At 66.8% G+C, this 26,776-nt stretch carries 30 protein-coding genes; 17 read left to right on the top strand and 13 right to left on the bottom strand.

What is annotated here, in order from left to right:
- Positions 1 to 6 precede the first annotated feature (6 nt).
- From JAO74_RS14745 to coxB, 11 genes are all read right to left on the bottom strand, one after another.
- Positions 7 to 876, bottom strand: a complete 870-nt coding sequence (locus tag JAO74_RS14745) for a class I SAM-dependent methyltransferase (protein ID WP_199039841.1) — start codon at positions 874 to 876, stop codon at positions 7 to 9.
- 5 nt (positions 877 to 881) lie between these two features.
- The gene (gene thrC, locus JAO74_RS14750) at positions 882 to 2,282 is read right to left on the bottom strand and encodes a threonine synthase (protein WP_199039693.1); all 1,401 of its coding nucleotides are present in this window, start codon (positions 2,280 to 2,282) and stop codon (positions 882 to 884) included.
- A 69-nt stretch (positions 2,283 to 2,351) separates the two neighbouring features.
- A complete protein-coding gene (locus JAO74_RS14755) occupies positions 2,352 to 2,939 on the bottom strand; it encodes an SURF1 family cytochrome oxidase biogenesis protein (protein ID WP_199039696.1) in 588 nt (195 codons plus the stop codon).
- Positions 2,936 to 3,286, bottom strand: a complete 351-nt coding sequence (locus tag JAO74_RS14760; RefSeq protein ID WP_199039844.1) for a DUF983 domain-containing protein — start codon at positions 3,284 to 3,286, stop codon at positions 2,936 to 2,938. The genes JAO74_RS14755 and JAO74_RS14760 overlap by 4 nt, the downstream gene beginning before the upstream one ends.
- Positions 3,287 to 3,360: 74 nt before the next feature.
- The gene (locus JAO74_RS14765; protein WP_199039699.1) at positions 3,361 to 4,272 is read right to left on the bottom strand and encodes a cytochrome c oxidase subunit 3; all 912 of its coding nucleotides are present in this window, start codon (positions 4,270 to 4,272) and stop codon (positions 3,361 to 3,363) included.
- Positions 4,273 to 4,301: 29 nt separating this feature from the next.
- Positions 4,302 to 4,850, bottom strand: coding sequence for a cytochrome c oxidase assembly protein (locus tag JAO74_RS14770; protein WP_199039702.1), 549 nt, complete (start codon positions 4,848 to 4,850; stop codon positions 4,302 to 4,304).
- Entirely contained in the window at positions 4,847 to 4,984 is a 138-nt protein-coding gene (locus JAO74_RS14775; protein WP_199039705.1) for a hypothetical protein, read from the bottom strand. The genes JAO74_RS14770 and JAO74_RS14775 overlap by 4 nt, the downstream gene beginning before the upstream one ends.
- Positions 4,981 to 5,886, bottom strand: coding sequence for a heme o synthase (locus JAO74_RS14780; RefSeq protein ID WP_199039707.1), 906 nt, complete (start codon positions 5,884 to 5,886; stop codon positions 4,981 to 4,983). The genes JAO74_RS14775 and JAO74_RS14780 overlap by 4 nt, the downstream gene beginning before the upstream one ends.
- 67 nt (positions 5,887 to 5,953) lie before the next feature.
- Positions 5,954 to 6,847, bottom strand: a complete 894-nt coding sequence (locus tag JAO74_RS14785; RefSeq protein ID WP_199039711.1) for a type 1 glutamine amidotransferase — start codon at positions 6,845 to 6,847, stop codon at positions 5,954 to 5,956.
- 220 nt (positions 6,848 to 7,067) lie between these two features.
- On the bottom strand, positions 7,068 to 8,738 hold the full coding sequence (gene ctaD, locus JAO74_RS14790) for a cytochrome c oxidase subunit I (RefSeq protein WP_199039713.1): 1,671 nt from the start codon (positions 8,736 to 8,738) through the stop codon (positions 7,068 to 7,070).
- Position 8,739: 1 nt separating this feature from the next.
- Positions 8,740 to 9,894, bottom strand: a complete 1,155-nt coding sequence (coxB, locus tag JAO74_RS14795; RefSeq protein ID WP_199039716.1) for a cytochrome c oxidase subunit II — start codon at positions 9,892 to 9,894, stop codon at positions 8,740 to 8,742.
- A 216-nt stretch (positions 9,895 to 10,110) separates the two neighbouring features.
- Between coxB and pyrE the strand changes: the two genes are divergently transcribed.
- The 6 genes from pyrE to JAO74_RS14825 are packed head-to-tail and all read left to right on the top strand — an operon-like array spanning position 10,111 to position 14,974.
- The gene (pyrE, locus tag JAO74_RS14800) at positions 10,111 to 10,695 is read left to right on the top strand and encodes an orotate phosphoribosyltransferase (RefSeq protein WP_199039720.1); all 585 of its coding nucleotides are present in this window, start codon (positions 10,111 to 10,113) and stop codon (positions 10,693 to 10,695) included.
- Complete coding sequence (locus JAO74_RS14805; protein ID WP_199039723.1) at positions 10,692 to 11,765, top strand: serine hydrolase domain-containing protein; 1,074 nt, start codon at positions 10,692 to 10,694, stop codon at positions 11,763 to 11,765. Before pyrE ends, JAO74_RS14805 begins: the two co-directional genes overlap by 4 nt.
- Positions 11,762 to 12,493: a pyridoxine 5'-phosphate synthase gene (locus tag JAO74_RS14810; protein WP_199039726.1), complete on the top strand. Its 732-nt coding sequence runs from the start codon at positions 11,762 to 11,764 to the stop codon at positions 12,491 to 12,493. The genes JAO74_RS14805 and JAO74_RS14810 overlap by 4 nt, the downstream gene beginning before the upstream one ends.
- Positions 12,494 to 12,528: 35 nt before the next feature.
- On the top strand, positions 12,529 to 12,939 hold the full coding sequence (gene acpS, locus JAO74_RS14815) for a holo-ACP synthase (RefSeq protein WP_199039847.1): 411 nt from the start codon (positions 12,529 to 12,531) through the stop codon (positions 12,937 to 12,939).
- Positions 12,936 to 13,904: a signal peptidase I gene (gene lepB / locus JAO74_RS14820; protein ID WP_199039729.1), complete on the top strand. Its 969-nt coding sequence runs from the start codon at positions 12,936 to 12,938 to the stop codon at positions 13,902 to 13,904. Before acpS ends, lepB begins: the two co-directional genes overlap by 4 nt.
- The gene (locus JAO74_RS14825; RefSeq protein ID WP_199039732.1) at positions 13,901 to 14,974 is read left to right on the top strand and encodes an AI-2E family transporter; all 1,074 of its coding nucleotides are present in this window, start codon (positions 13,901 to 13,903) and stop codon (positions 14,972 to 14,974) included. Before lepB ends, JAO74_RS14825 begins: the two co-directional genes overlap by 4 nt.
- Before the next feature lie 184 nt (positions 14,975 to 15,158).
- Here the strand turns inward: JAO74_RS14825 and ubiG are convergent, their stop codons facing one another.
- On the bottom strand, positions 15,159 to 15,887 hold the full coding sequence (ubiG, locus tag JAO74_RS14830) for a bifunctional 2-polyprenyl-6-hydroxyphenol methylase/3-demethylubiquinol 3-O-methyltransferase UbiG (RefSeq protein WP_199039735.1): 729 nt from the start codon (positions 15,885 to 15,887) through the stop codon (positions 15,159 to 15,161).
- A gap of 53 nt (positions 15,888 to 15,940) precedes the next feature.
- Between ubiG and JAO74_RS14835 the strand changes: the two genes are divergently transcribed.
- From JAO74_RS14835 to JAO74_RS14850, 4 genes are all read left to right on the top strand, one after another.
- A complete protein-coding gene (locus JAO74_RS14835; protein WP_199039738.1) occupies positions 15,941 to 17,197 on the top strand; it encodes an aspartate kinase in 1,257 nt (418 codons plus the stop codon).
- Between the two features lie 335 nt (positions 17,198 to 17,532).
- Complete coding sequence (mqo, locus tag JAO74_RS14840; RefSeq protein ID WP_199039741.1) at positions 17,533 to 19,236, top strand: malate dehydrogenase (quinone); 1,704 nt, start codon at positions 17,533 to 17,535, stop codon at positions 19,234 to 19,236.
- Between the two features lie 155 nt (positions 19,237 to 19,391).
- A complete protein-coding gene (locus tag JAO74_RS14845) occupies positions 19,392 to 20,378 on the top strand; it encodes an NAD(P)H-dependent flavin oxidoreductase (protein WP_199039865.1) in 987 nt (328 codons plus the stop codon).
- 104 nt (positions 20,379 to 20,482) lie between these two features.
- Positions 20,483 to 21,202, top strand: coding sequence for a hypothetical protein (locus JAO74_RS14850; RefSeq protein WP_199039745.1), 720 nt, complete (start codon positions 20,483 to 20,485; stop codon positions 21,200 to 21,202).
- Positions 21,203 to 21,211: 9 nt separating this feature from the next.
- Here the strand turns inward: JAO74_RS14850 and JAO74_RS14855 are convergent, their stop codons facing one another.
- On the bottom strand, positions 21,212 to 21,616 hold the full coding sequence (locus JAO74_RS14855) for a VOC family protein (RefSeq protein ID WP_199039748.1): 405 nt from the start codon (positions 21,614 to 21,616) through the stop codon (positions 21,212 to 21,214).
- 93 nt (positions 21,617 to 21,709) lie between these two features.
- Between JAO74_RS14855 and ybgC the strand changes: the two genes are divergently transcribed.
- From ybgC to JAO74_RS14890, 7 genes are all read left to right on the top strand, one after another.
- Positions 21,710 to 22,162: a tol-pal system-associated acyl-CoA thioesterase gene (gene ybgC, locus JAO74_RS14860; RefSeq protein WP_199039751.1), complete on the top strand. Its 453-nt coding sequence runs from the start codon at positions 21,710 to 21,712 to the stop codon at positions 22,160 to 22,162.
- Positions 22,163 to 22,855 (top strand): protein TolQ, encoded by a 693-nt coding sequence (gene tolQ / locus JAO74_RS14865; protein WP_199039754.1) that lies wholly within the window; start codon positions 22,163 to 22,165, stop codon positions 22,853 to 22,855.
- 13 nt (positions 22,856 to 22,868) lie between these two features.
- Positions 22,869 to 23,294 carry a protein TolR gene (gene tolR / locus JAO74_RS14870; RefSeq protein ID WP_199039757.1) on the top strand — a complete coding sequence of 142 codons (426 nt, stop codon included), beginning with the start codon at positions 22,869 to 22,871 and terminating at the stop codon, positions 23,292 to 23,294.
- A 2-nt stretch (positions 23,295 to 23,296) separates the two neighbouring features.
- Entirely contained in the window at positions 23,297 to 24,283 is a 987-nt protein-coding gene (locus tag JAO74_RS14875) for a cell envelope biogenesis protein TolA (protein WP_199039760.1), read from the top strand.
- Positions 24,284 to 24,285: 2 nt separating this feature from the next.
- Positions 24,286 to 25,677 (top strand): Tol-Pal system beta propeller repeat protein TolB, encoded by a 1,392-nt coding sequence (tolB, locus tag JAO74_RS14880; protein WP_199039868.1) that lies wholly within the window; start codon positions 24,286 to 24,288, stop codon positions 25,675 to 25,677.
- Positions 25,678 to 25,706: 29 nt separating this feature from the next.
- Complete coding sequence (pal, locus tag JAO74_RS14885; protein ID WP_056532031.1) at positions 25,707 to 26,228, top strand: peptidoglycan-associated lipoprotein Pal; 522 nt, start codon at positions 25,707 to 25,709, stop codon at positions 26,226 to 26,228.
- Between the two features lie 70 nt (positions 26,229 to 26,298).
- Entirely contained in the window at positions 26,299 to 26,679 is a 381-nt protein-coding gene (locus JAO74_RS14890) for a glycine zipper 2TM domain-containing protein (RefSeq protein ID WP_199039763.1), read from the top strand.
- Positions 26,680 to 26,776 lie beyond the last annotated feature (97 nt).

A 26,776-nucleotide genomic window follows, 5' to 3' on the forward strand; every position in this document is an offset into this window, starting at 1 on the left:
CAGGCGTCAGCGGCTCCAGCGCGCCCAGATCGCGGTCGGCAGTACCAGCCCGCGCGCTTCCTCGCGCACGCCCAGCTCGCCGCATTCCACCGTTCCCGGCATGTCGGCGAACGCCTGGCGCACCAGCTCGCCGATCGCCAGCGCCGACATGCGGACGGCATAGACGGTCAGGAACAGGAAGCGCGAATTCTCGTCGAGCAACTGCCGGCAATTCGCCACCAGCGCGGGCAGGTCTTCCTCGAGCCGCCAGATCTCGCCTTCCGGGCCACGGCCATATTTGGGCGGATCAAGCAGGATGCCATCATAGCGTCGTCCCCGCCGGACCTCACGCGCCACGAACTTGGCGGCGTCGTCGATCAGCCAGCGGATCGGCGCGTCCGCCATGCCGGACAGGGCGGCATTGCCCTTGGCCGCCTCGACCGATTTCTTCGATGCATCGACATGCACCATGCGCGCGCGCCTGGCGGCCAACGCCAGCGTGCCGACGCCGGTATAGCCGAACAGGTTCATGCATTCCGGCGCGTCCATCCCGGCGATACGTTCGCGCATCCAGCCCCAGACCGGCGCCATGTCCGGGAAGAAGCCGAGATGGCGGAACGGCGTGCATTGGGCGTTGAACGTCACCGTGTCCCATTTCAGCCGCCAGCCGTCACGCGGGACCTGTTCGTTATAGCGCCACTGGCCGCCGCCATCCTCGTCCGATCCCGGTACGAATTCGGCCGCCGCCTGCCAATCGTCACTCGCGGGTGCCCACATCGCCTGCGGTTCGGGGCGGATGAAGCGGTAGCGGCCATAGCGTTCCAGCTTACGGCCATGGCCCGAATCGATCAGGCCGTAATCGGCCCATGGCTCGCCGATCAGCGTTCCCGGCGTCATGTCGTTCATCGCGACGGGTGGGCGTGGGCGGCGACGTAATCGCCCACCGCCGCCAGCGTGGCGGGCAAGGTCACATAGCGTTCCTCCCGCTCGAACAGGTCGCCGACCCGCGCGGGCAGCACCGGCCGCGCGCCCGTCGCCCGTTCCACGGCGTCGCGGAACTTGGCGGGGTGAGCGGTGGCGAGCGTGACGATCGGCACGCCTGGCGCCAGCGCTTGCCGGCGCGCGGCGGCGAGGCCGATGGCGGTGTGCGGATCTATGACCTGTCCCGCCTTTTCGCAGGCCCAGCGCATCGCCATCGCCATATTGTCGGGATCGACCCGCTCGCTGCCGAACAGACCGGCTGCGCCCTGACTCTGCGCGTTGGTCAGACGCATCGCGCCGGTGGCCTCGAAGCCCTTCATCTGCGCGGCCAGCGCATGGCCGTCGCGACCGCCGAGATCGAACAGCAGCCGTTCGAAATTGGACGAGACCTGGATATCCATCGACGGCGTCGCGGTCTGTTCGACGGTTCCCTTGGAATAGTCGCCCGCGGTCAGCGCGCGGTGGAGGATGTCGTTGACGTTGGTGGCGACGATCAGCTTCGCGATCGGCAGGCCCATCCGGGCGGCGACATATCCGGCGAAGACGTCGCCGAAATTGCCCGTCGGCACCGCGAACGCCACGGGCCGCTCCGGCCCGCCGAGGCGGACGGCGGCGTAGAAATAATAGACCACCTGCGCCATCAACCGCGCCCAGTTGATCGAATTGACCGCCGACAGCGCATAGGTGTCGGCGAGCGCCGGTGTCGCGAACATCGTCTTCACCAGCGCCTGCGCGGTGTCGAAATCGCCCTCGATCGCGATGTTGTGGACGTTGGGCGACAGCACCGTCGTCATCTGACGCCGTTGCACCTCGGACACTCGGCCGACCGGGTGCAGCATGAAGATATCGACGCCCTCGCGCCCCGCCACCGCATCGATCGCCGCCGATCCGGTATCGCCGCTGGTCGCGCCGATGATCGTCAGGCGCTTGTCGGTTCCGGTCAGGAAGCGTTCGAACAGCAACCCCAGCAGCTGCAACGCCACGTCCTTGAACGCCAGTGTCGGGCCGTGGAACAGTTCCAGCAGCCACTGGTCGTGATCCAGCTGGACCAGCGGCGTGACGGCGGCGTGGCTGAAGCGGCCATAGGCGGTTTCGCACAGGTCGCGCAGTTCGTCTTCGGTCAGCGCATCGCCGATGAACGGCGCCATGATCCGGACCGCGGTTTCGGCATAGGACAGGCCGGCCAGGCCGGCGATCGCCTCGCGCGACAGCGTCGGCCATGTCTCCGGCACATAGAGTCCGCCATCGGCGGCCAGCCCGGCGAGCGTCGCCCCACGGAAATCGAGAACGGGCGCGGTCCCGCGCGTGCTGAAATAACGCATGGGCAGGTTCGCTAGCGGCGGGGCGGCCCCGACACAACCCGCTGCGCCCTCCGACAGCCTAAAGCCACGCTACCGATCGTTCCGCCGCCGGGCCGCCAGTACATAGATGATCGCGGCGATGGCGGCGAAAAAGAACCACTGGCCGGCATAGGCGATGTGATTGTTGGGCACCGACGCGATGTCGGGCGGGGCATTGGCCTGCAGGCCGGCGAGCGGCGGTGTCGCGACCAGCATCAGGCGCGGTTGTTGCGGACTGAGCGCGGCACCGATCAGCGAGCGGCCATCGGGCGCGTGGCCGATATAACCGGTGACCAGCCCGCCGGCGTATGTCACCATCGCCTTGGGGTCGCGGGTCGTACCCAGTTGGACCGTCATGCCGTTGCTGCAATCGGCGATCGCCCGGAACCCGGCCTTGCCGGCGCCGGCCAGCCGCACCGCGACCGGTGGCAGGCAGTCCCCTGCGGATTGGCGGAACAGCAGCCGGTCGTCAGGCAGGCGGGGAAAGCCGATCGGCGATTTCGTCGGATTGCTCTCCAGCTGGGCGAGGAACGCTTCCTTCCTCGGCAACCGGTCGAGTAACTGCCACAGGCCGAGCGCGATCATCGTCGCCACGGCGAGCGCGACCAGCAGCGTGGGGATCGGTCGGAATCGGGTCATGTGTCGCTCGCGATCCGGCCTTCGCGCGCGGCGTTGTGGTATTCGGCGGCCATCAGCGCGCCCTTGGCGATCCGCAGCGCACCGATCACGCCGCCGGCGGTCACGGGTATCCAGAGCAGGACATGCACCCACCATGGCGGTCCGACCGCCAGTTCCAGCCAGACCGCCAGCCCGACGACGATCGCACCGAGAATGAGCGTCAGGAACGCCGCCGGTCCGTCACCGACATTGAAGGGGGTAAAATCGAGCCCGCAGGCTCGGCAGCGATCGGCGAAACCGATCCAGCTGCCGAACAAAGTCGGCTTGCCACAACGCGGACACAGGCCGCGCAGGGCGACCTGTGTCATCGTCGGTTCACCCGACGCGGTCGGTGGAGCGGCGGCCGGGATCGTCCGGCCGCGATCGTCGTCAGCGTTGCCGCTCACCCCCCATGGACCGGCGCGCCCCAGCCGCCCCAGACATAGACGGTGACGAACAGGAACAGCCACACGACGTCGACGAAGTGCCAGTACCAGGCCGCTGCCTCGAACCCGAAATGCTGACGCGGCGTGAAGTCACCCTTGTAGGCGCGCACCAGGCAGACGATCAGGAAGATCGTGCCGATCAGGACGTGGAAACCATGGAAGCCGGTCGCCATGAAGAAGGCGGCGCCATAGTTGATGCCCTTGAATGGGAACGGCGCATGGGCATACTCATACGCCTGGATCGCGCTGAACACCGCGCCCAGCACCACCGTCAGCCACAGGCCCTTCAGCACGCTGTCGCGGTTGCCGACGCCCAGCAGGCCCCACGCACCCGTCTTCTCGCCGCCGCGCTGGTTGTGGATCAGCGCATGGTGCGCCCAGGTCACCGTCGTACCAGACGTCAGCAGGATCAGCGTGTTGAGGAGCGGCAGTTCGAAGGCGTTGATGACCTCCAGACCCTTGGGTGGCCAGCTGGCGACGATCGCGGTCGCGCCTTCGACCGCGCGTTCTACCTGACCATCGACGAACTGCATCGCGGTGGGGAACAGGGAGAAGTCGAAGAACGCCCAGAACCAGCCGACGAAGAACATCACCTCCGACGCGATGAACAGGATCATGCCGTAACGGAAATGCAGCTGCACGACGGGGGTGTGATCGCCGTGATGCGCTTCCCGCACCACATCGGCCCACCAAGAGTACATCGTGAACAGCACGGCGGTCAGGCCGCTGAGGAACACCCAGCCGCCGCCGCCGTAATCATGCATGAACATGATGCCGCCAACCGCCATGACGAAGGCGGACATCGATCCGACAAGCGGCCACGGACTGGGTGGCAGGATATGGTAATCGTGATTCTTGGCGCCGGCCATCGTCGCATCCCTGTTATATTTTTGCGATCCTAGCTCGCTGTCTTGCCGGAATCCACCGGGTAAAACGTATAGGACAGCGTGATCGTCTCGACATCGGCCGCGTCCGGGTCGGCCAGCATCTTGGGGTCGACGTAGAACACGACCGGCATCCTGACCTTTTCACCCGGCTGCAACGTCTGTTGGGTGAAGCAGAAGCACTGGATTTTCGTGAAATACTTGCCCGCCTGCGCCGGGGTGACGTTGAACGTCGCGGTGCCGGTGATCGGCCTGTTCGAGGTATTGGTGGCGGAAAAGAACGCCATGTCGCGCGCGCCGATCGCGACCGTGTCGGACGGTGTTTCGGGGCTGAACTTCCATGGTAGCTTCGGGCTGACATTCGCGTCGAAATCGACCCGTACCTGCCGGTCGGTCGCGCCGGGGGCGGCAAGCCCACGCTGCGTCGTGCCGTTCAGGCCCGTCACCTGACAGAACAGGCGATAGAGCGGGACGCTGGCCCAGGCGAGCCCGGTCATGAAGCAGATGCCGATCACCGCCAGCATCGCCGTGCGGCCGCGCCGGTCGATCCGGGGTGCCGTCATTCGTTCATGCCCAACTGGATCTTGGCGATCGAGATGGCGAAGATCAGCAGGACGAGGCTGCCGAGCAGGATTGCCATCACCCGCGCCCGGCCGCGCTGGCGCTTGCGGATCAGCTCAAGCTCGTCGGGCGTCATGCGAGCACCCAGCGATCGACGACCAGCGCGCCGAAGATGACGAACAGATACAGGATCGAATATTTGAACAAGGCCTTCTCCGGCTTCATCGAATCGCCATCCGCGGCGGTGGTTCGCGTCGCCACGCGGAAGGCGAGCGCCGCGAAGATCGCTGTCGTCACCGTCGCTACGCCGCCATAGATCGCCCCCGTCAGTCCCAGCGGCCAGGGCAGGACCGCAGCGAGCGCCATCGGGATGGTATACAACCCGATCTGCGTCCGCGTCACCCGCTCGCCCGCAACGACGGGTAGCATCGGCACGCCGGCATTGGCGTAATCGATCTTGACGAACAGCGCGAGCGCCCAGAAATGTGGTGGTGTCCACAGAAATACCAGCATGAACAGCAGGAAGGGGAGCAGCGCGACCTGTCCCGTCGCCGCCGCCCAGCCGATCAACGGCGGAAAAGCACCCGCCGCGCCGCCAATGACGATGTTCTGCGGCGTCCGCCGCTTCAGCCAGACGGTATAGACAAGGACGTAGAACAGGATCGACACGAGGAGGATCGCGGCGGCGGCGATGTTCACCGCCAGCCCCATCAGCAGAACAGAGAAGGCGGACAAGCCGACGCCAAAATGCAACGCCGCCTGCCGGTCCATGCGCCCCGCCGGCAGCGGGCGCCTCTGCGTGCGGCGCATCACCGCGTCGATATCGGCCTCGTACCACTGGTTCAGCGCACCCGCGGCACCGGCGCCGAGCGCGATGCACAGGATGGCGGTGAAGCCGATCACCGGATGCACTGTGCCCGGCGCGGCGAGCATGCCGCACAGGCCGGTGAAGACGACGAGCGTCATCACCCGCGGCTTGGTCAGCGCCAGGAAATCACGCCAGTCGGCCGGCGGTAGCAGGGGGGCGGCAATGGTCATATCAGGGACCGGCCTATACGCCGACGCGCGGGCCATGGACAGTCGAACTTGCGGTACGGCCGACAGGTCAGGCGGCGATCTCGGCGGGGCCGCGCCGGCGTTGCCATGTCGGCAGCACCAGATGCTCGATGAACGCAATCAGTTCGGTGCGGCGGCGTGGTTCCTCGGCCACCTGTGCGTCGATGCCGAGGCGCCACCAGAGTGCGTGGTCGTCAGGCGCGTCGTGCAGGGCGTCAAAGAGGGCAGCCTGTGCTTCGACGTCGTCACCGTCGCGCGCCAGTCCGTCCTCGATCAGGCCGTCCGCCTGCCGACGCAGCGCCGCGCCGATTTCGCCGGGGGCCAGTTCGGGGTGATATTGCACGCCCCAGAAGATGCCTTCTTCGCCATGACGAATCTCGACCGCCTGCACGCGAACGGCGGCATTGCCGGCGAGCAATGTCGCGCCTTCGGGCAAGGTTTCGACCTCGTCGCCGTGGATCGCGGGGGCGTCCCATACCGCCGGGCGGGCGGCAAGCATCGGGTGGTTGCGGCCGGCGGGGGTGGCGGTCAGGCGTCGGGCGAGGCCGGCTTCCTGCCGATGCGGCATCTTGCGTACAGTACCGCCCGCCGCCGCGACCGCGACCTGCAAGCCGGCGCAGGAGCCGAACGCGGGGGTGCCGCTGGCGTAGACGGCGCGCATGAAGTCCAGCTGCCGGCGGGTTTCGGGCTGGTCTTCCCAGACTTGGATGGGCGATCCCGACAGGAACACCGCATCATAACCGGCGAGCGTGTCGGGCCGCATCGGGGCGTGATCGGCGTCGGAGGGCGTGACGCGATCGATCGTGCAGCCGGGCATCAGTTGCACCAGCGTGGCCGCATAGCTTTCGCCCGCGCTGCGACCGGCGCTGGCGCGGCGTTCCTCGCGTTCCTGAGGGGTTTCGCTTTCGACGACGAGGAGGCGGAGGGGATTGGAAGTCGGCATGATGGGGATAACGTGCCGGGGGTGCCGATGGTGCATTAGTCGGTGTAAAATGTTGATGGAGAAACGAAAACGCCCCGGTTTTTGGCCGGGGCGTTTCGGTTGTCGGGCCGGACACGGGAGTGAATCCCGTGTCGTCGATCGTGGCTTTGCCACGTCGGCCGTAAGCGCGTGTGCGGCAATGCCGCACCGGCGTGGAGCACTTGCTCCACACCTCACGCGCTTAGTCAATGCGCGGCAGGGTTTCGAACTGGTGGTACGGCGGCGGGCTGGAGATCGTCCATTCCAGCGTCGTCGCACCTTCGCCCCAGGGATTGTCGGCAGCTTTCTTGCCGGCGACCAGCGACCAGAACAGGTTGACGAAGAAGATCGCCATGCCCGCAGCCATGATCATGTAGCCGACCGTCGCGACCGTGTTCCAATGCGCATAGGCGTCCGGATAATCCGGATAGCGGCGCGGCATGCCCTGCAGCCCGAGGAAGTGCATCGGGAAGAACATCACGTTCACGCCAATGAAGAACACCCAGAAGTGAAGCTGGCCGAGCAGCTCGTTGTACATCCGCCCCGACATCTTCGGGAACCAGTAGTAGAAGCCCGCGAACAGCGAGAACACCGCGCCCAGCGACAGGACGTAGTGGAAGTGAGCGACGACGTAATAGGTGTCCTGCATGTAATCGTCGATGCCGCCATTGGCGAGCACGACGCCGGTGACGCCGCCGACCGTGAACATGAAGATGAAGCCGATCGCCCAGACCATCGGCGTCGGGAAGCGCATCGATCCGCCCCACATCGTCGCGATCCACGAGAAGATCTTGATGCCGGTCGGCACCGCGATCACCATCGTCGCGGCGGTGAAGTACATCTTGGTGTTCACCGACAGGCCGGTCGTGAACATGTGGTGCGCCCACACGACGAAGCCGACAACGCCGATCGCGACCATGGCGTATGCCATGCCGAGATAGCCGAAGACGGGCTTGCGGCTGAACGTGGCGATGATCTGGCTGACGATGCCGAAGCCCGGCAGGATCATGATGTACACTTCGGGATGGCCGAAGAACCAGAACAGATGCTGGTACAGCACCGGATCACCGCCGCCGGCCGGATCGAAGAACGTCGTGCCGAAGTTACGGTCGGTCAGCAGCATCGTGATCGCCGCCGCCAACACCGGCAGCGCCAGCAGCAGCAGGAACGCGGTGACCAGCATCGACCACACGAACAGCGGCATCTTGTGCAGCGTCATGCCCGGCGCGCGCATGTTGAAGATCGTGGTGATGAAGTTGATCGCGCCGAGGATCGAGGACGCACCGGCGAGGTGCAGCGACAGGATCGCCATGTCGGTCGATGGCCCCGGCTCACCATAGGTCGAGAGCGGAGCGTACAGCGTCCAGCCATTGCCCGCGCCGCCGAAGAAGGGCGAGGCGAGGAGCAGCGTGAAGGCCGGGATCAGCAGCCAGAACGATACGTTGTTCATGCGCGGGAACGCCATGTCCGGCGCGCCGATCATGATCGGCACGAACCAGTTGCCGAACCCGCCGACCATCGCCGGCATCACCATGAAGAACACCATGATGAGGCCGTGCGCGGTGATGAGGACGTTCCACAGATGCAGCGACTGGTCGAGACTCTGTGGTCCGCCATGCAGCATCGATGCCCAGGTCCCCAGATACTGGATGCCGGGATGCGCCAGTTCGGCGCGCATCAGGCCCGAGATCGAACCCCCGATGATCCCCGCGACGATCGCGAAGATCAGGTAGAGGGTGCCGATGTCCTTGTGGTTGGTGGACATGAACCAGCGCGCGAAGAAACCCGGCTTGTGATCGGCATCGTGATGATGCGCCTCATGGCCGTGGTCGTGCGCCTGGAACGCGGACGGATGGAGAGCGGTGTCGGTCATCTTACTGTCCAGCGTTGCCCGTGGCGGGGTTGTTGGTGGCGCCCTGCGGCGCAGTCGGCGCGGCGGTGGTGACGTTTTCGGTCGGGCCGGTCACGGCGTCGGTGGCGTTGGCGGTCGTCGCCTCGGCCGCCGATCCGTCGGCACCCGGCTGCGGAATGACCTTGTTCGACGCCTGGCCGCGGGCCGGCATCGTGCCGCCCTTGGCCGCGATCCATGCCGCGAACTGGGCGGGCGTCACCGCCTCGACCGCGATCGGCATATAGGCGTGGCGAGCGCCGCACAGTTCCGAACACTGGCCGAAATAGACGCCCGGCTTCTCGATGGTGAAGCTGGTCTCGTTCAAGCGGCCGGGGATCGCGTCGAGCTTGATCCAGAAGGCGGGGACCGCCCAGCTGTGAATCACGTCGTTCGATGTGGTAATGAGCCGGATCGGCACACCCACCGGCAGCACAATGCGGTTGTCGGTCGCCAGCAGGCGAGGGCCGTCGGCATCGGTGCGGGTACGCTCGCCGGCGGCGGCCTCACCCTTTTCCTTCAGCAGGTTGGCGGTGATCTCGAACCCGCCATGGTCGGGATATTGATAGGTCCAGTACCACTGGTTGCCGATCGCCTTAAGCGTCACGGCGCCAGCGGGCGCGGGCTTGAACTGCGCCTGCAACAGCCCGATCGACGGGACCGCGATCAGCACCAGCGCCAGTACCGGGAGCAGCGTCCACAGCACCTCGATCGTGGTGTTGTGGCTGGTCTTCGACGGCACCGGGTTCGCAGCCGCGCGATAGCGGAAGACGACCCAGCCGAGCAGCGCCAGCACGAACAGCGAGATCGCCGTGATGACCGGGAACAGCACGATGTTGTGCATCCAGTGCGCGAATTCGCCGTTGCGCGTCACCTGCGGCTGGAGGCCGTATACGCCGTTCACAGGTTGCCCGATGCCGGCCTTGATCTCGCCACCCGGCGCGCCGTCGCGGGCCAGCAGCGGGCTGGCGGGGGCGGCGGGCGGCGTGGCGGCGGCGGTGGTCGGTGCTACGTTGGAGACGCCCGCGGGGGCAGAGGCAGCCTGCGGCACCGGTGCCGCGGCATGGCCGGCGATGCTGCCCAGACCCGCCATGGCGAGTCCGGCGGCGATCGCGATTCGTTTCAACCCCTTGATCGACATCTCTCTTCGTTACCCCGTTGCTCGATTGATGGCCCGTGGCACGACCGGGCAGACAGAAATGGGTTTGTCCCAAGCCTGTTTGGGAACGACCTATAGGGCGGGGGTGCCGCCGCCTCAAGCGCTCGTGACGGAAATCGGCGTGAACGTTGCTTTGCGTTGCCTGGCGTGGCGCGCGGCTCTATCCGCACGACCGATACTGGCCCTATGGGAGCGACCATGACCGACGACGATGTGCTGGCCGAATTCCGCGCGGCGGAGGCCCTGCTGGAGGGGCATTTCATCCTGTCGTCCGGCCTGCGTTCGTCCCGCTATCTGCAGTGCGCGCGGGTGCTGATGGACCCGCGTCGCGGCGCCCGGTTGTGCGAAGCGCTGGTCGAACGCCTGCCCGCCGATGTCCGCAGCGGCATCACCGCCGTCGTCGCGCCGGCGATGGGCGGCGTGATCGCAGGGCACGAGATGGCGCGGGCGCTGGGCGTCGAGGCGATGTTCCTCGAACGGCCCGAGGGAACCTTCGAGCTTCGTCGCGGCTTCCGCCTCGATCCCGGTCAGCGGGTGTTGATGATGGAGGATGTGGTGACGACCGGGCTTTCCTCACGCGAGGCGATCGCGGCGATCGCGCGTGCCGGCGGCGAGACGGTGGCGGCGGCGTCGCTGGTCGATCGCTCGAACGGCACGGCCGATCTGGGCGTACCGTTCTTCCCGCTGATCCGCCTCGACGTACCGAGCTATGCCGCCGACGCGCTGCCGCCCGAACTCGCCGCCATTCCCGCGATCAAGCCGGGCAGCCGGGCCGCCGCATGAAGCGTCTGCTGGCCGCCCTGATGCTGCTCGCCGCGCCCGCCGTGGCCCAGACCGGGGCGGCGGGCGATGTCGCGCGGGCGGACGCGGCGGCCAAGGCGCGGATCGATGCGGCGGTGCCGGCGTCGGGTTTTGTCGGCGTCTATACCGTCTATCAGGGACCGCGCCGGATCACCGGCGGCAGCGTCGGGGTGGCGGCGGTCGGCCAGCCGGGTGGTTTCGCGGCGGAATCGGTGTGGCCTTGGGCGTCGGTGACCAAGCAGGTGGTGGCGACGATGGTGATGCAGGAGGTCGACAAGGGCCACCTGTCGCTGGACGTGCCGGCTGGTCGTTACCTGCCCGCGCTGGGTGCGTCGGCGCCGACGCTGCGCCAGTTGCTTCGGCATCGCGCCGGACTGCGCAATCCCGACGACAGCGTGAAGGATGCGAACGGACAGCCGGGTTTCTATACGACGGGCGAGACCGGACTGGGCTGGTGTCTGAGAGGACGCGGAGCGGTCGGGGGGCAGTGGCGATATAATAATTGCGATTATATCGTGCTGGGAGCGATCTTGGAACGGACGACGCGTACGGCATTGCCGGCCTTGTTCGCGCAGCGGATCGCCGCTCCGCTCGGGCTGACCGCGCATTTTGCGACGGCGGCACCCGCCGATGTCGATGAAGCATGGAACGGTGGTCCCGATGCGGCGGAGCGTGCGACGCTGGTCCGTTATGGGGCGGCCGGTGGGCTGGTCGGCACCGCTGGTGATATGGCGACGTTCGACCGGGCGTTGCTGTCGGGATCGCTGCTGAGCCGGTCCGCGCTGGCGACGATGTGGGCGGGCGATCCCGCGCTCGGCCACATGGCGCTGGGCCAATGGGCGTTCACCACGCCGTTGAGCGGCTGTGCCGCGCCCGTCCGCATCGTCGAGCGGCGAGGCGCGATCGGGCGGTTTCAGGTGCGCAACCTCATCCTGCCCGATCAGGGGCTGACGATCGTCCTGTTGACCAATCGCGGCGATTTCGATTTCGGCGAAATCTGGCAGGGCAAGGGCCCCAGCCATGCCATCCTTTCTTCGGCGACCTGCGCATGAACCATCCTATTCGTCTCGGCGTGAACATCGATCATGTCGCCACCGTCCGCAATGCGCGGGGGGCGGGCTATCCTGATCCGGTGCGCGCTGCACTAATGGCGGCGGATGCGGGGGCGGATGGCATCACCGCGCATCTGCGCGAGGATCGCCGGCACATCACCGATGACGACATCGCCCGGCTGGCGGCCGAACTCACGATCCCGCTTAATCTGGAAATGGCGGCGACGGACGAGATGCTGGCGATCGCGCTGCGCCACCGGCCGCACGCGGCGTGCATCGTGCCGGAGAAGCGCGAGGAGCGGACCACCGAGGGCGGCATCGACGCGGCCGGCCAGCATAACCGCCTCGCGCCGTTGGTCGGCGAACTGGCGGCGGCGCATATCCGGGTGTCGCTGTTCATCGAACCCGACGCGCGCCAGATCGAGGCGGCGATCCGGCTGGGCGTGCCGGTGGTGGAGCTTCACACCGGCCGTTATGCCGAACTGGACGGAGAGGCACGGACCGATGAGCTGCGCCGGCTGTCCGATGCGGCGGCGCTGGCGGCGAAGAACGGAATCGAGGTTCATGCCGGGCATGGCCTGACCTATGACAATGTCGGGCCGATCGCGGCCATTCCGCAGGTGCGCGAGTTGAACATCGGCCATTTCCTGATCGGCGAGGCGCTGTTCCTGGGGCTGGACGAGAGCGTGCGGCGGATGCGGGCGGAGATGGATGCGGCGCGTGGTTGATGCTGCATCCTCTTCGGTGCGAGGGTGACCGGTCGGTGATCATCGGGCTGGGATCGGACCTTTGTAATATCGAGCGTATTCAGGCGTCGCTCGACCGGTTCGGCGCGCGGTTCGAGGGCCGGGTCTTCACCGAGGTCGAACTGGCCCGCGCCGCCCGCCGCCCCTTCACGCGCGCCGGCACGCTCGCCAAGCGGTTCGCGGCCAAGGAGGCGTTTTCGAAGGCGGTCGGCACCGGATTCCGGGCGGGCGTGTTCATGAAGGACATCGGCGTCGTCAACGCCCCTTCCGGCGCACCGACGCTGGCGCTGACCGGTGGCGCGCAGGCAAGGCTTGACGCCATGATCCCGCATGGCATGGCGGCGCGTATACATTTGACCATGACCGACGATCATCCCTGGGCGCAGGCCTTTGTGATCATCGAGGCGATACCGGACCCTGCCACATGAAGGACGCGCTGTTGAACGGCAATCAGGGCCCGCAGGCCAGCCCCGGCGAATGCACACCGCCCGAGACGGTCAAAGGCCAGCGCGACGTGAAGCGCTCCGGCACCGACTGGTGGGCTGAGGTGAAGGGCATCTTCTGGTTGATCCTGATCGTGCTCGGTTTCCATAGCTTCATCGCCAAGCCGTTCTACATCCCGTCCGAATCGATGCTGCCGGGCCTGCAGGTCGGCGATCGGCTGGTGGTGTCGAAGTTCGCCTATGGCTGGTCGTTCGTATCGCCGACCATTCCCGATCCGATCTCCATCTTCCGCGGCGCGGTGCTGCGGCAACCGGTCGACAGCTGGAGCGCGCAGTTGCCGTTCATTAAGGGGCGGCTGTTCGGATCGCTGCCGACGCGCGGCGATGTCGTGATCGTGACGCCGCCGGGGACGCACACCGATTATATCAAGCGGGTCATCGGGTTGCCGGGTGACCGACTGGAAGTGCGGGACGGCGTCGTCATCCTGAACGGGCAGGCGGTTCGTCGCGGCCGCGTGCATGACACGCTGATCCCGGTCGATACCAACACGCCCTGTTCGGAAACCGATTATCCCGGCGCGCGCGAAACGCTGGGATCGGGCAAGATCGTCTGCCGCCTGCCGACGATTACCGAGACGCTGCCCAATGGCCGTCATTACGACACGATCGAACTCGGCTGGAGTCCCGGTGACGATTACGGCCCGATCACCATTCCCGCCGACCATGTCTTTCTGATGGGCGACAATCGCGATCGCTCTGCCGACAGCCGGTATTCGCTGGTCGAACAGGGGCTGGGCGGGCCGGTGCCATACGAGAATTTGGGTGGCCGCGCCGAATTCGTGACGTTCAGCCTGGATGGCGACGCGTCGCTCAATCCGCTGACCTGGTGGGGGTCGTTGCGCTCAGGCCGAGCGGGCACTTCGCTGCATCCGGCCGAGTCGGAGAAGTGAGCGAACGCCCGTCGCCGGCCGCGGATGTCCCGGTCGAGGCGGGACCGATCGAATCGCGCGACCCGTTCGTCGGGAAAGAGGTGAAGCGCGCGGCGGTCTGGCTGGGGATGGCGGGGGGCATCGCCCTGGTCGTTCTGCTGATCCAGCCGCTGCTCATCATCTTTGCCGGGCTGGTGTTCGCGGCGTTGCTGGATGGCGGCGTGCGCCTGCTAGGGCGGGTGTTGCCGATCGGGCGTGGCTGGCGATTGCTGATCGTCGTGCTGCTGACGGTCGCGTTCCTGTTCGGCACCTTCTACCTGACGGGCGTTCAGGTGGCCGAACAGGTCACGCAGTTGCGCTCCACGCTGGAAACGCAGGCGAACCGCTTCACCAGCTGGCTGAGCGGTCAGGGGCTGATGCCCGGAGCGTCGGACGTCAACGGCATCGTCAGACAGGCGCTGGGATCGGTCGGGCGGATCACGTCATGGGTCGGCAGCGCGGTGGGCGCGCTGACCAGCATGTTCATGATCATGGTCATCGGCCTGTTCGTGGCGATGGACCCGACGGCGTATCGACGCGGGCTGGAATGGATGATCCCGCGCGATCAACGGGCGGAATTTTCGATCACGATCGAACGGATGGGCAATACGCTGCGCCGCCTGCTTGCCGGGCGACTGCTGGGCATGGCGGCGGAGGGCGTCATCACCTGGTTCGCGCTGATGATCGGCGGCGTGCCGATGGCGATGATCCTGGGCATCCTGACCGGGTTGCTGGCGTTCATCCCCAATATCGGCGCGTTCATCAGCGGCGCGTTGATGATCGCGGTCGGCTTCTCGGCCGGAACGCATATCGGGTTCTGGGCGATCGGCACCTATCTGGTCGTGCAGACCTTCGACGGATATGTCCTGTTGCCGATCGTCGCCAAGAAGACCGTCGATCTGCCCCCCGCGCTGACGCTGGGCGCGCAGATCCTGATGAGCGCGTTGTTTGGCATCATGGGGCTGGCGCTGGCCGACCCCTTCACGGCCATGGCGAAATCCGCGCTGGAGCGTCGGTCGCAGCGGAACGAGGAAAAGGACGAGGCGGCCTGATCGTCCGGTCATGATGAAATTGGCTCGACCCGAATCGTCGTTGCGAGCGTAGCGAAGCAATCCAGTGTCCCGCGCGCTGCCCTAGATTGCTTCACTGCGCTCGCAACGACGAACATTTATCGTTCGTCATCAATGGCATCGGGTATCAGATCCGCGCAGCATGTTTCAGGCCGTCTTGAAGTCTTCAGCCGTGCGTCGCGGTGAGCAGGTAATCGAGCGAGGTCGATGCCCCGAGCGCGAAACCGCGTGACGGGGTGAACACCAACCCCTGTATGTCGCGTACCACCATGCCTTCGCTCGCCAGCAGCGTCGTCAATTCCTCAGGCGTCAGGAACCGGTCCCAGTCATGCGTTCCCGGCGGGATCGCGCCCGTCCCCTCGGCCAGCGTAATCATCGCCAGTCGTGACAGCGGCGTGCGGTTGGGCGTCGACAGGATCATCAACCCGCCCGGTGCCAGCGCCGAGACGAGGCCGCGCACGAACGCGGGCGGCGAGGATACATGTTCGATCACCTCCAGACTGGTGACGAGGTCGAACTGCTCGCCCGCCACCGTTTCGATCCCGCCCGCGCGGTAATCGATCGACAGGCCGCAGGCGGCGGCATGCGCGGTGGCGGCGGCGATGTTCTGAGGCGCGGCGTCCACCCCCGTCACGCTTGCACCGAGCCTCGCCAACGGCTCGGCCAGCAATCCCGCGCCGCAGCCGACGTCCAGCGCGCGCTTGCCGGCGAGCGGCGCGAAACCGCGTGTCTCGCCGCCCCAATGCGTGTCCACCGCGGCGCGCAGATAGCCCAGCCGCACCGGGTTCAGCCGGTGGAGCATGGCGGACGATCCCTTCGGGTCCCACCATGCCGCCGCCATCTTGCCGAAATGGGCGGCTTCGTTCGGATCGATCGTGTCGCTTGCGCTGTGCATGTCCGGTTCCTATCAGGGCCGCCGCTTTTACCCAAGGAGGTCGATCGCTTTACATGGCGCGTATCGTGATGAAGTTCGGCGGCACGTCGATGGCCGGGATCGAGCGCATCCGCAGCGTCGCCGCGCGCGTGAAGCGCGAGGTCGATGCCGGCAATCAGGTGGCGGTCGTCGTATCGGCGATGGCGGGCGAGACGGACCGGCTGGTCGGTTTCTGCCGCGAGGCATCGGCGCTGTACGATCCGGCGGAATATGACGTCGTCGTCTCGGCCGGCGAACAGATCACCAGCGGGCTGCTGGCGATCGCGTTGCAGGCGGCGGGCGTGCCCGCGCGCTCGTGGCTCGGCTGGCAATTGCCGATCGCGACGTCGGACGCCCATGCCCGCGCCCGCATCGGTGAGATCGACATGATTGCACTCGACGCCAGCCTGAACGCGGGCGAGGTCGCGGTGATCCCCGGTTTCCAGGGCGTCACCGCCACCGGCCGCGTCACGACGCTGGGTCGCGGCGGATCGGACACCAGCGCGGTCGCGGTCGCGGCGGCGATGAAGGCGGAGCGGTGCGACATCTACACCGATGTCGACGGCGTCTACACCACCGACCCCCGCATCGTGCCGCGCGCGCGCAAGCTGGCGCGGGTGACGTATGAGGAAATGCTGGAGCTGGCCTCGGTCGGCGCCAAGGTGCTCCAGACCCGTTCGGTGGGTCTGGCGATGAAGGAACAGGTCCGCGTTCAGGTGCTCTCGTCCTTCACGGGCGAGGATGCGCCGATGGCGGACACGCTGCCCGGCACGATGATCGTGGGGGAAGAGGAGATTACCGACGTGGAACGCCAGCTCATCACCGGCATCGCGCATGACAAGAACGAGGCGAAGATTACCCTCGTCGCAGTGCCCGATCGCCCCGGCGCGGTCGGATCGATCTTCGCGCCGCTGGCCGATGCGGGCATCAACGTCGATATGATCGTCCAGAACGTGGCGCATTCGGTCGGGTCGACCGACGTCACCTTCACCGTGCCGATGGCCGATCTGCCGCGCAGTCTCGACGTGCTGAACGGCGCCGAGATCGGGTTCGAGAAGCTGGTCCACGACACGCGCGTCGCCAAAATTTCGGTCGTCGGCGTCGGCATGCGCAGCCATGCGGGCGTCGCCGCCACGATGTTCACGACGCTGGGTGAACGCGGCATCAACATCCAGGCGATCACCACGTCGGAAATCAAGGTCAGCGTGTTGATCGAGGAGGATTACACCGAACTGGCGGTGCGTGTGCTGCATACGGCTTATGGTCTGGATGCCGACTCGCCGGCTGAGTAACTCGGCGATTTGCTGACCACCCCCGCCGCCTCGAAACAGTTGATCGCTGTTCGAGGCGACGGGGCAGGAAAGCGGCCGCTGCTTGTAAGCAGCGGCCGATAATGCCATATATTGGGAACGCACCGCCTCATGGCATTGTTTGCCTTGGCGGCATCCCGAGAATTCCATCCAAGAATTCCATGACGATGGGCGAGGACTTTGAGCAGCGGTCGCGCTCGGTCCATTCGATACGGATGATCGGCGTGACCGGACCAGCAATCCGGTGACGGTGCCGTTGTGTGTTCCTGCCCCGTCGGGCCGGTGAGCGACATGGCCCGTGCCGACATCAACGAGGCATGACGGTGCAATTCGAATCGAACGATAACAATACGGGGTCACGCGCCGGCGGCGTAACCCGACGCGGTCTGCTGGGCTCGGCGATCGTCGCGGGGTCCGCCGCGATGGTGCCTGGGGCCGCCAGCGGCGCGGCGACCGAGCGTAACGTCGACGTGCTGCTGATCGGTGGCGGCATCATGAGCGCGACGCTGGCCGTGCTGCTCCACCAGCTGGAGCCAGGCTGGACGATCGAACTGGTCGAGCGGCTGGATCAGGTGGCCGAGGAAAGCTCGGGCGGCTGGAACAACGCCGGCACCGGCCACTCCGCGCTGTGCGAACTGAATTACACGCCGGTGAACGCCGCCGATGGTCTGGTCGAGATCAAGAAGGCGGTGGAGATCAACGAGCAGTTTCAGGTCACGCGCCAGTTCCTGAGCCATCAGGTGAAGGCGGGCATGCTCGCCAATCCCCGGTCGTTCATCAATTCCACGCCGCATATGAATCTGGTCTGGGGCGATGACAATGTCGCCTTCCTGCAAAAGCGGCATGCCGCGCTGGAGGCGAGTCCGCTCTTTTCCGGCATGGAGTTCACGACCGACCCCGCGCAGATCGCCGCCTGGGTGCCGTTGATGATGCAGGGTCGCCCGGCCGGCACGAAGCTGGCCGCCACCCGGTCGCCGCTCGGCACCGATTGCAACTGGGGCGAGGTGACGCGGCAATATATCGCGTCGATGACGAACCAGCCCGGCTTCACCCTGACCACCGGTCACGAGGTACGGTCGCTGGAACGCGAGACGGACGGTCATTGGCGCGTCACCGCTCGCGATATGAAGAGCGACGAGAAGCAGGTCATCAAGGCCCGCTTCGTGTTCGCGGGCGCCGGTGGCGGGGCGCTGCCGATCCTGCAGAAATCGGGCATCCCCGAAGCGGATGATTATGCCGGCTTCCCGGTCGGCGGCTCGTTCCTGGTCACCGACAATCCCACGATCGCCCGGCGTCATCTGGCCAAGGTCTATGGCAAGGCGGCAGTGGGATCGCCGCCGATGTCGGTGCCGCATCTCGACACGCGCTATCTGGACGGCAAGCAGGTGCTGTTGTTCGGGCCGTTCGCGACGTTTTCGACCAAGTTCCTGAAACAGGGTTCGTATTTCGATCTGCCGGCGTCGGTGACGATCGACAATTTTCGACCGATGCTCAGCGTGGGCTGGGACGATTTCGATCTCGTCGAATATCTCGCTGGCCAGCTCATCATGTCGCAGGAAGACCGGATGAACGCGCTGCGCGAGTATTTTCCGGGGGCGAAGGACGCCGACTGGCGGCTGTGGCAGGCGGGGCAGCGCGTGCAGATCATCAAGCGCGATCCCGACAAGGGTGGCGTGCTGAAACTCGGGACCGAGATCGTCGCGTCGAAGGACGGTTCGATCGCCGCGCTGCTCGGCGCGTCGCCGGGCGCCTCGACCGCGCCGTCGATCATGCTGGACCTGTTGAAAAAGGTTTTCGGCAACCGGCTCGCAACGCCGCAGTGGCAGGCGAAGATCCGCGAGATCGTTCCCAGCTATGGCACCGCGCTGAACGACGATCCGGACGCGATCGCGAAGACCTGGGCATCGACGGCCGAGACGCTGCAACTGGCGGTCGCCTCGCCCGCCGTCCACGTCACAGAACGGCCCCGGCCGGCGGCAACGCGGGTCAAGGTGGATCGCAGCCCCGATCTGGCCCTGTAGCCCGCTGATGTAACCCGCTGACGTAACTTGCGGATTGGCCACGGCTTGCCGCCGCCCCGCCACCCGCGCTAGGCAGGGGGATGACCGACACCCTCGTTGCCGCATCCCCCGCCACCACCGCCTCCACCGTGGGCGAGGAACGCCTCGCCCGCCGCATGGCGCGGGGCGCGGCGTTCCTCGGCACCGACGTGGCGATCATGGCCGGTGCCATGTCGTGGGTGTCGGAACGGCATCTGGTCGCCGCGATCTCGAACGCGGGCGGTTTCGGCGTGATCGCGTGCGGGGCGATGACCGTCGATCTGCTCGACCGCGAGATCGCCGCGACCAAGGCGATGACGGACAAGCCGTTCGGCGTGAACCTCATCACCATGCATCCCGACCTGATGGCGCTGATCGATGTCTGTGCGCGCCACGGCGTCGGCCATGTCGTGCTGGCGGGTGGTCTGCCGCCCAAGGGGTCGCTGGAGGCGATCAAGGCGGGCGGTGCCAAGGTAATCTGCTTCGCGCCGACGCTGGCGCTGGCGAAGAAGCTCATCCGGTCGGGCATCGACGCGCTGGTGATCGAGGGGATGGAGGCGGGGGGGCATATCGGTCCTGTCTCGACCAGCGTGCTGGCGCAGGAGATGCTGCCCGAACTCAGCGAGCAACTGCCCGTGTTCGTCGCCGGCGGTATCGGCCGGGGCGAGGCGATCGCCGGGTATCTCGACATGGGGGCAGCCGGTGTCCAGTTGGGCACACGCTTCGTCTGCGCCACCGAATCGATCGCCCATGCCAATTTCAAGAAGGCGTTCATCCGCGCCTCGGCCCGCGATGCCGTCGCCTCGGTCCAGCTCGATCCGCGCCTGCCGGTCATTCCCGTGCGGGCGTTGAGGAATGCGGGTGGCGAGCTGTTCACCGCCAAGCAGCGTGAGGTGGCCGGGCATCTGGACGAGGGCCGGGTCGCGATGGCCGAGGCACAGTTGCAGATCGAGCATTACTGGGCGGGGGCGCTGCGCCGCGCGGTGATCGATGGCGACGTCGAGCACGGTTCGGTGATGGCTGGCCAGTCCGTCGGCATGGTGACGAAGGAAGAGCCCGCCGCCGCGATCATCGCCGAATTGATGGCGGAGGCCGAGCACGCGCTGGACAAGCGCGCGGGCTGAAAAATACCGTGCGGATCGCGGTAAACGAGCGGGAAACCGTCACCGGTAACCGACGGTAGAGCCGATGCGGGTCAGTCTAACCCCCTGAATATTTGGGGGGCTCCATGGTACGCGTATCGTTCCGCATCGTCGCATTGGTGGCGTCTTTCCTGTCGCTGCCGGTGGCCGCGCAGGAGATGTTGTCGGCACCGGCATCGATGGTGCCGGCGGTCGCGGTGATCGACGACGCGGCGCCGATGCTGCCGGCAGGAGCATCGCCCAATTTCGAACCGCCGGTCGCCGATGGCGCGGGCGGCTACCTGACCCCCAATCGCGGTCTGTCGGCCGAGGAAACCACGTGGCACCTGCGCGTGGCGTTGAACGTCGCGGCGCTCGGTTGTCGCGGGGCGGCGGCGGACCAGTTGATCGATGGGTACAATGCTCTGCTGACCATGCACAAGGCGACGCTGGCAACGATCACCGATGCGGTGGCGCAGCGGTACAAGGCGCGGTTCGGTGCCAACTGGCAGGCGTATCAGGACGATGCGATGACCCGGCTGTATAATTTCTGGGCGCTGCCGCCGGCCAAGGAGGCGTTCTGCGCCGCGGCGCTGGGCGTTATCCGCGACTTGGGCGCCATCGCGCCAGATGCGCTGCCGGCCTTTGCCGCCACCGCGCTACCACGGCTGGAGGCGCCGATGCTGGCGTTCTTCGTGGAGTTCGATCGGTATCGCATCGCCCGTACCGCGTGGCAGGCCCGCCATGCGCCGGCGTCCGTCATGATCGCCGCGCAGGCCGCGCCGGTGCAGATCGCCTCCGTCCGGGTCGGCGTCGGCGAACCGTGATCGCTCAGATCATTCCTTGATCGGCGATCCGATCGACCAGCGATGGCCGAAGGGGTCGACCACCTGCCCGTACCGGTCGCCCCAGAACTGATCCGCGACCGGCATCGTCACGACCGCCCCCGTCGCCGCGGCGCGGGCCACCCAGCGATCGGCATCGTCGACCTGAAGGTGCAGCGTGACGCCCGCCGGTGGCGGCGCGGCATGGCCGGTCCACTCTGGAAATTCGTCGGACAACATGATCCAGCCGCCGTTCAGGCGCAGCGACGCCTGCATCAACCGCTCGCCATCCTCGGCCACATTGCGTTCCACCACCTCGGCGGCGAAGGCGCGTTCGTAGAAGGACAGCGCCTCGCGCCCGCGCCGCTGCGCTATGGTCAGGAACGCGGTCACGCCGCCGGTCGGTCGATCCGCCATCATCTCTCTCCTCGAACCCGACACGCTATGCCGAACCGCATGAGCCGCCAAGCGGGTTCCTTCCGCCGCCCGCTTCGGTTAACGCCTGGCCCGATGAACGGCCTGGATCAACCGGCGGCAGGACGCTTCGAGGGACCCGAACACCGGTTTCCCTTGCGCGTCTATTTCGAGGACACCGACCTGTCGGGCGTCGTCTATCACGCCAATTACCTGCGCTACATGGAGCGCGCCCGGTCCGACATGCTGCGGGTCGCCGGGATCGACCAGCGCGCGGTGTTCGAGGCGGGCGAGGGGGCCTATGCCGTCGCCAGCCTGAACATCCGTTATCTCGCGCCCGCCCGTCTCGACGATGCGCTCGTCGTCGTGTCGCGGGTGGTCGAGGTGGGTGCGGCGCGGGTCGCCATTCATCAGACAGTCAGGTGCGCCGAACGAGTGCTGGCACAAGCGGATGTGGTCGCGGCGCTCGTCGCCGCATCCGGCCGTCCGCGTCGCCAGCCGCGTGCCTGGATCGACATCTATGCCAAGCTCGTCGCTCAAGGGGGCTGAATGAATCCGGTTTTGAACATGGACGCGGCGACACTCTCGCCGATCGCGCTTTTCCTGCAGGCCGACTGGGTCGTGAAGTCGGTGATGGCGGGGCTGTTGCTCGCCAGCATCTGGACCTGGGCGATCATCATCGCCTTTTCCGGCCGCCTGCGCCGCACCCGCGCCGAGATGGGCCGGTTCGAGCGCGATTTCTGGAAGGCGGAGGATATCGACGCGTTCCACAAGGCCGAATCGAACCGCGACCTGCCATCGGCCCGCGTCTTTTCGGCCGGCGTGCAGGAATGGCGCCGCTCGACCGCGAGCGGCACGGTGGACAAAGGCGGCACGCGCGAGCGGTTGGCGACGTCCATGGGCGCCGCCGTCGCGCTGGAGATCGACAAATTGTCCGATCGCCTCAATATCCTCGCCACGATCGGATCGGTCGCGCCGTTCGTTGGGCTGTTCGGCACCGTGTGGGGCATCATGCGCAGCTTCACCAGCATCGCCTCCGCACAGAATTCGTCGCTCGCGGTCGTCGCGCCGGGCATCGCCGAGGCGCTGTTCGCCACCGCGATCGGCCTGTTCGCGGCGATTCCGGCGGTGATCGCCTACAACCGCTTCAGCCACGGCGTGAACAAGGTGGAGGCGGGGCTGAACCGTTTCGCCGACGGGTTCCACACGACGCTGTCGCGCCAGCTCGACGCGGCCCGCTGAAGGAGCCGCTGACATGGCGATGAACCTTCCCTCCGGTCGTCGGGGCCGGCGTGCGCCGATGGCGGATATCAACGTCACGCCGCTGGTCGACGTGATGCTGGTGCTGCTCATCATCTTCATGGTGACGGCGCCGCTGCTGACCGCGGGCGTGCCGGTGGACCTGCCCGATGCGCGGGCCAAGGCGCTGGATCAGGACCAGCAACCGGTGGCGCTGTCGATTGACCGGCAGGGCCGGCTGTTCATGGGCGAGGACGAGGTGGCTGATGCCGCGCTGCCCGGCCGGCTGGAAGCGATCGTCGCCAAGGCGCGCGGGTCGCAACCGCCACAGGTTCTCCTGCGCGCGGACCGGGCGCTGGATTACGGTCGCGTGATGCGGGTGATGGGCGAACTCAATCGCGCGGGGCTGAACCGCGTCGCGCTGGTCAGCGTGGAGCAATAACGGTGGAACGCGGCGAAAAGCTGGCGATCGGTATCGCGGTCGCGGGGCATGCGGTGCTCTTTGCGCTGCTGTCGCTCGGCTTCCTCGCCAGTCCGGAACCACTGAAGCCCAGTGTGCCGCCGGTGGAGGTGTCGCTGGTCGAGGATATCGCGCTCGAGCAAACCTCGCCTGCGCCGACCGCCGAAGCGGCACCGTCGATCGCGCCCGAACAAGGGCCGCCCGAGGATGCCGCGCCGCCGGCGCCCGCCGAGTACGCGCCAGCGCCCGAACCGGCTCCTGCTCCCGTCCCCGCGCCTGCACCGAAAGTCGCGCCCGCCCCGGCACCGCAGCCGCGCCCCAAGCCTGCGCCGGCTCCGGTTCCCGTGCCGAAGCCCAAGCCGGCGCCGCCCCGGCCGACGCCGGCCGCCGAAAAAGCCGCGCCAGCCAAACCGGCACCCGCGAAGCCGGCTGCCGCGACACCGGCCAAGGCCGCCCCCGCCAAAACCGCGACGGCCGCCGCCAAGCCGGCCGCCAAATCTGCTGCGGCCAAGGGCAGCGGCGCATCGCCCACGGCAACCGCAGCGCGCCCGCGTGGCTCGCGCCTGGGTGACGATTTCCTGAAGGGGCTGTCCGACCGCCCCTCGCCATCCAAGGCAGAGGCCGCGCCGGCGGCGAAGATGGGGGCGCAGGCCGCCGCCAATATCGGCTCCGCGATCCTGCGGCAGGTGCAACCCTGTGCCAATCGTCAGGTCAATCCCGGCCCTGGTGCCGAGCGTATCCGCGTCGCGATCAACCTGCGCCTGAACCGTGACGGCACGCTGGCCGGCAAACCCCGCGTCGTCGGCCATACCGGCGTCGATGACGAGAACCAGCGTTACGTCGACCGGGTCGACGATCTGGCCATCGCCACCTTCACCGGTTGTTCGCCCCTTCGCGGCTTGCCCGATGAGTTGTATGACGTTCAGAATGGCTGGAGCAACTTCACGCTCCGTTACAAGCTGCCTGGTTGAGGATGCCCATGTTCCGCTCGCCTTTCGCCCTTGCGCTCCTGCTCGGCACCGCTGCCGCCGCCCAGCAACCCGCCCCCGCGCCGCAATCCCCGCCGGCCGCCGCTGGCCAGCAGCCGGCGGGGCAGGGTGACGGCGGCCTGATCGTCGATGTCGAGGGCGGCATCTCCGCGCCGACGCCGATCGCGATTCCTGTCATGCCCGCCGCCGCGGTGGTGAACACTCCTGCCGGCTCCACCGATGCGCTCGGCCGCCAGTTGTCGGATATCATCGCCAACGACCTGCGCAATTCCGGCCTGTTCACGCCGCTGTCGCCCGGCCAGTTGAAGTCGGTGTCGTTCCCGGAAGTGACGCAGCCCGCCTATGACCATTGGCGCGGCACGCAGGCACAGGCATTGGTGCAGGGGTATATCCGCGCCAATGGCGACGGCACGCTGACGGTCGGCTGTTATCTGTACGACGTGTCGGCGCAGCGTGAACTGGCGCGGCAGGGTTTCGTCGTGCCGCCCGCTGACTGGCGCCGCGCCGCGCATAAGTGCGCCGACACGGTCTATTCGCGGCTGACCGGCGAGGGTCCGTATTTCGACAGCCGCGTCGTCTACGTCGCCGAGACGGGGCCGAAGGACAAGCGCATCAAACGACTGGCGATCATGGATCAGGATGGTGCGAACCACCGCTTCCTGACCAACGGCCAGTCTATCGTGCTGACGCCGCGCTTCGCACCGAACCAGCAGTCGATCGTGTATATGAGCTATGTCGGGCGCATCCCGTCGATCTATGTCTACGATATCGGGTCGGGCCGGCAGCGTCTGGTGGTGCAGAACGTTGCGACCACCTTCGCGCCGCGCTTCTCGCCCGATGGCCGCAATATCCTGTTCTCGATGGCGACGGGCGGCAACACCGACCTGTACCGGGTATCGAGTCAGGGGGGCACGCCAACCCGGTTGACGACGTCGCCCGGCATCGACACCGGCGGCAGCTATTCGCCCGATGGCAGCCGCATCGTGTTCGAATCGGATCGCTCCGGCGGCCAGCAGATCTACGTCATGAACGCCGATGGATCGAACCAGCAGCGGATCAGCTTCGGCGGCGGTCGTTATGCCACCCCGGTCTGGAGCCCGCGTGGCGACCTGATCGCCTTCACCAAGCTGGCGGGCAATTTCCGCATCGGCACCATGTCGCCATCGGGCGGTGGTGAGAAATTGCTGACCAACGACTGGTCGGACGAGGGGCCGAGCTGGTCGCCGAATGGCCGCGCGATCACTTTCTATCGCTCGGGCCGGGGTTCATCGGGCAAGGCGACCCTGTGGATGGTTGACCTGACCGGCGTCAACGAACGCCGTATCCCGACCCCGCTCGACGGTTCCGACCCCGCCTGGGGGCCGCTGCGCCCCTGAATTTTCGATACACACTGGGAGATAATGTTATGGCCAAGCTGAAGACCAGCCTCATCATCGCCACCGCCGCGCTGGCGATCGCCGCCTGTTCCAAGAAGCGCCCCGAGGTATTGCCGCCCGCGCCCGTGCAGAACACGGGCGACACCGGCCCGACCGGCCCGGTCACACCGACCGATGGCGCGATCACGCCCGGCTCGGATGCCGATTTCAAGCGGTCGGTCACGTCTAACACCGTGCTGTTCGGCCTCGACCAGTATGACATCGATCCCGCCGCGCGCACGATCCTCGACAATCAGGCACAGTGGCTGGCCCGCTATCCCAATGTCCGCATCACGATCGAGGGGCATTGCGACGAGCGCGGCACCCGCGAATACAACCTCGCATTGGGCGATCGTCGCGCCAACGCCGCCAAAAACTATCTGGCGGCGCGTGGCGTATCGGCCACGCGGATGACGACGATCAGCTATGGCAGCGAACGCCCGGTCGCGACCGGTTCGGACGACGAGGCCTATGCCCAGAACCGCCGCGCGGTGACGATCGTCCTCGGCTGATCCCATCGGCGGTAAATGAACTTGGCTGTGACAGCGGCGTTGTCATTGTTTCGCCCCAAGGAGCAATTCGATGAAACAGCTGATCGCCGCCTTCGCCGTGGCCGCCATAGTCACCCCCATGGCCGCTGCGCCCGCCGAGGCGCAGCGCCGCGAATCGCGTGACAACCGCTGGCAGGGTGATCGCGACGGCAATTGGAACCCCCAGGACAGCTATCGCAAGGGCAATTACCGTGAGCGCCGGCTGGGTCGGAACGATCGCATCTATCGCGGTCAGGACGGCCGGGCCTATTGCAAGCGCAACGATGGCACGACGGGACTGGTGATCGGCGCGGTGGGCGGCGGTCTGCTAGCCAACCTGATCGGCGGCGGGACGCTCGGCACGCTGGCCGGTGCCGGTGGTGGTGCGCTGCTGGGCCGGTCGGTCGATCGCGGCAAGGTGAAGTGCCGCTGATCGATTATCGTCGGTAAGCCTGAGGCGCCGGTGGAGATAGCTCCGCCGGCGCCTTCGTTTTTACGAACGGCTTGCCAACCTCTCGAAAACGATATTA

The sequence above is a fragment of the Sphingomonas mollis genome, assembly GCF_016427505.1.
Taxonomy (GTDB): Bacteria; Pseudomonadota; Alphaproteobacteria; order Sphingomonadales; family Sphingomonadaceae; genus Sphingomonas; species Sphingomonas mollis.

What these genes read in the sequence shown, in the direction of transcription:
- coxB (WP_199039716.1), bottom strand. Translation starts at nt 9,894, where the DNA reads ATGTCGATCAAGGGGTTGAAACGAATCGCGATCGCCGCCGGACTCGCC.
- JAO74_RS14785 (WP_199039711.1), bottom strand. Translation starts at nt 6,847, where the DNA reads ATGCCGACTTCCAATCCCCTCCGCCTCCTCGTCGTCGAAAGCGAAACC.
- pyrE (WP_199039720.1), top strand. Translation starts at nt 10,111, where the DNA reads ATGACCGACGACGATGTGCTGGCCGAATTCCGCGCGGCGGAGGCCCTG.
- JAO74_RS14755 (WP_199039696.1), bottom strand. Translation starts at nt 2,939, where the DNA reads ATGACCCGATTCCGACCGATCCCCACGCTGCTGGTCGCGCTCGCCGTG.
- JAO74_RS14845 (WP_199039865.1), top strand. Translation starts at nt 19,392, where the DNA reads ATGGCGCGGGGCGCGGCGTTCCTCGGCACCGACGTGGCGATCATGGCC.
- JAO74_RS14765 (WP_199039699.1), bottom strand. Translation starts at nt 4,272, where the DNA reads ATGGCCGGCGCCAAGAATCACGATTACCATATCCTGCCACCCAGTCCG.
- JAO74_RS14855 (WP_199039748.1), bottom strand. Translation starts at nt 21,616, where the DNA reads ATGGCGGATCGACCGACCGGCGGCGTGACCGCGTTCCTGACCATAGCG.
- lepB (WP_199039729.1), top strand. Translation starts at nt 12,936, where the DNA reads ATGAAGGACGCGCTGTTGAACGGCAATCAGGGCCCGCAGGCCAGCCCC.
- tolB (WP_199039868.1), top strand. Translation starts at nt 24,286, where the DNA reads ATGCCCATGTTCCGCTCGCCTTTCGCCCTTGCGCTCCTGCTCGGCACC.
- tolR (WP_199039757.1), top strand. Translation starts at nt 22,869, where the DNA reads ATGGCGATGAACCTTCCCTCCGGTCGTCGGGGCCGGCGTGCGCCGATG.
- JAO74_RS14850 (WP_199039745.1), top strand. Translation starts at nt 20,483, where the DNA reads ATGGTACGCGTATCGTTCCGCATCGTCGCATTGGTGGCGTCTTTCCTG.
- JAO74_RS14780 (WP_199039707.1), bottom strand. Translation starts at nt 5,886, where the DNA reads ATGACCATTGCCGCCCCCCTGCTACCGCCGGCCGACTGGCGTGATTTC.
- tolQ (WP_199039754.1), top strand. Translation starts at nt 22,163, where the DNA reads ATGAATCCGGTTTTGAACATGGACGCGGCGACACTCTCGCCGATCGCG.
- JAO74_RS14770 (WP_199039702.1), bottom strand. Translation starts at nt 4,850, where the DNA reads ATGACGGCACCCCGGATCGACCGGCGCGGCCGCACGGCGATGCTGGCG.
- JAO74_RS14760 (WP_199039844.1), bottom strand. Translation starts at nt 3,286, where the DNA reads ATGACACAGGTCGCCCTGCGCGGCCTGTGTCCGCGTTGTGGCAAGCCG.
- JAO74_RS14745 (WP_199039841.1), bottom strand. Translation starts at nt 876, where the DNA reads ATGACGCCGGGAACGCTGATCGGCGAGCCATGGGCCGATTACGGCCTG.
- ubiG (WP_199039735.1), bottom strand. Translation starts at nt 15,887, where the DNA reads ATGCACAGCGCAAGCGACACGATCGATCCGAACGAAGCCGCCCATTTC.
- mqo (WP_199039741.1), top strand. Translation starts at nt 17,533, where the DNA reads ATGACGGTGCAATTCGAATCGAACGATAACAATACGGGGTCACGCGCC.
- pal (WP_056532031.1), top strand. Translation starts at nt 25,707, where the DNA reads ATGGCCAAGCTGAAGACCAGCCTCATCATCGCCACCGCCGCGCTGGCG.
- JAO74_RS14835 (WP_199039738.1), top strand. Translation starts at nt 15,941, where the DNA reads ATGGCGCGTATCGTGATGAAGTTCGGCGGCACGTCGATGGCCGGGATC.
- JAO74_RS14775 (WP_199039705.1), bottom strand. Translation starts at nt 4,984, where the DNA reads ATGACGCCCGACGAGCTTGAGCTGATCCGCAAGCGCCAGCGCGGCCGG.
- thrC (WP_199039693.1), bottom strand. Translation starts at nt 2,282, where the DNA reads ATGCGTTATTTCAGCACGCGCGGGACCGCGCCCGTTCTCGATTTCCGT.
- JAO74_RS14890 (WP_199039763.1), top strand. Translation starts at nt 26,299, where the DNA reads ATGAAACAGCTGATCGCCGCCTTCGCCGTGGCCGCCATAGTCACCCCC.
- ybgC (WP_199039751.1), top strand. Translation starts at nt 21,710, where the DNA reads ATGAACGGCCTGGATCAACCGGCGGCAGGACGCTTCGAGGGACCCGAA.
- ctaD (WP_199039713.1), bottom strand. Translation starts at nt 8,738, where the DNA reads ATGACCGACACCGCTCTCCATCCGTCCGCGTTCCAGGCGCACGACCAC.
- JAO74_RS14805 (WP_199039723.1), top strand. Translation starts at nt 10,692, where the DNA reads ATGAAGCGTCTGCTGGCCGCCCTGATGCTGCTCGCCGCGCCCGCCGTG.
- JAO74_RS14810 (WP_199039726.1), top strand. Translation starts at nt 11,762, where the DNA reads ATGAACCATCCTATTCGTCTCGGCGTGAACATCGATCATGTCGCCACC.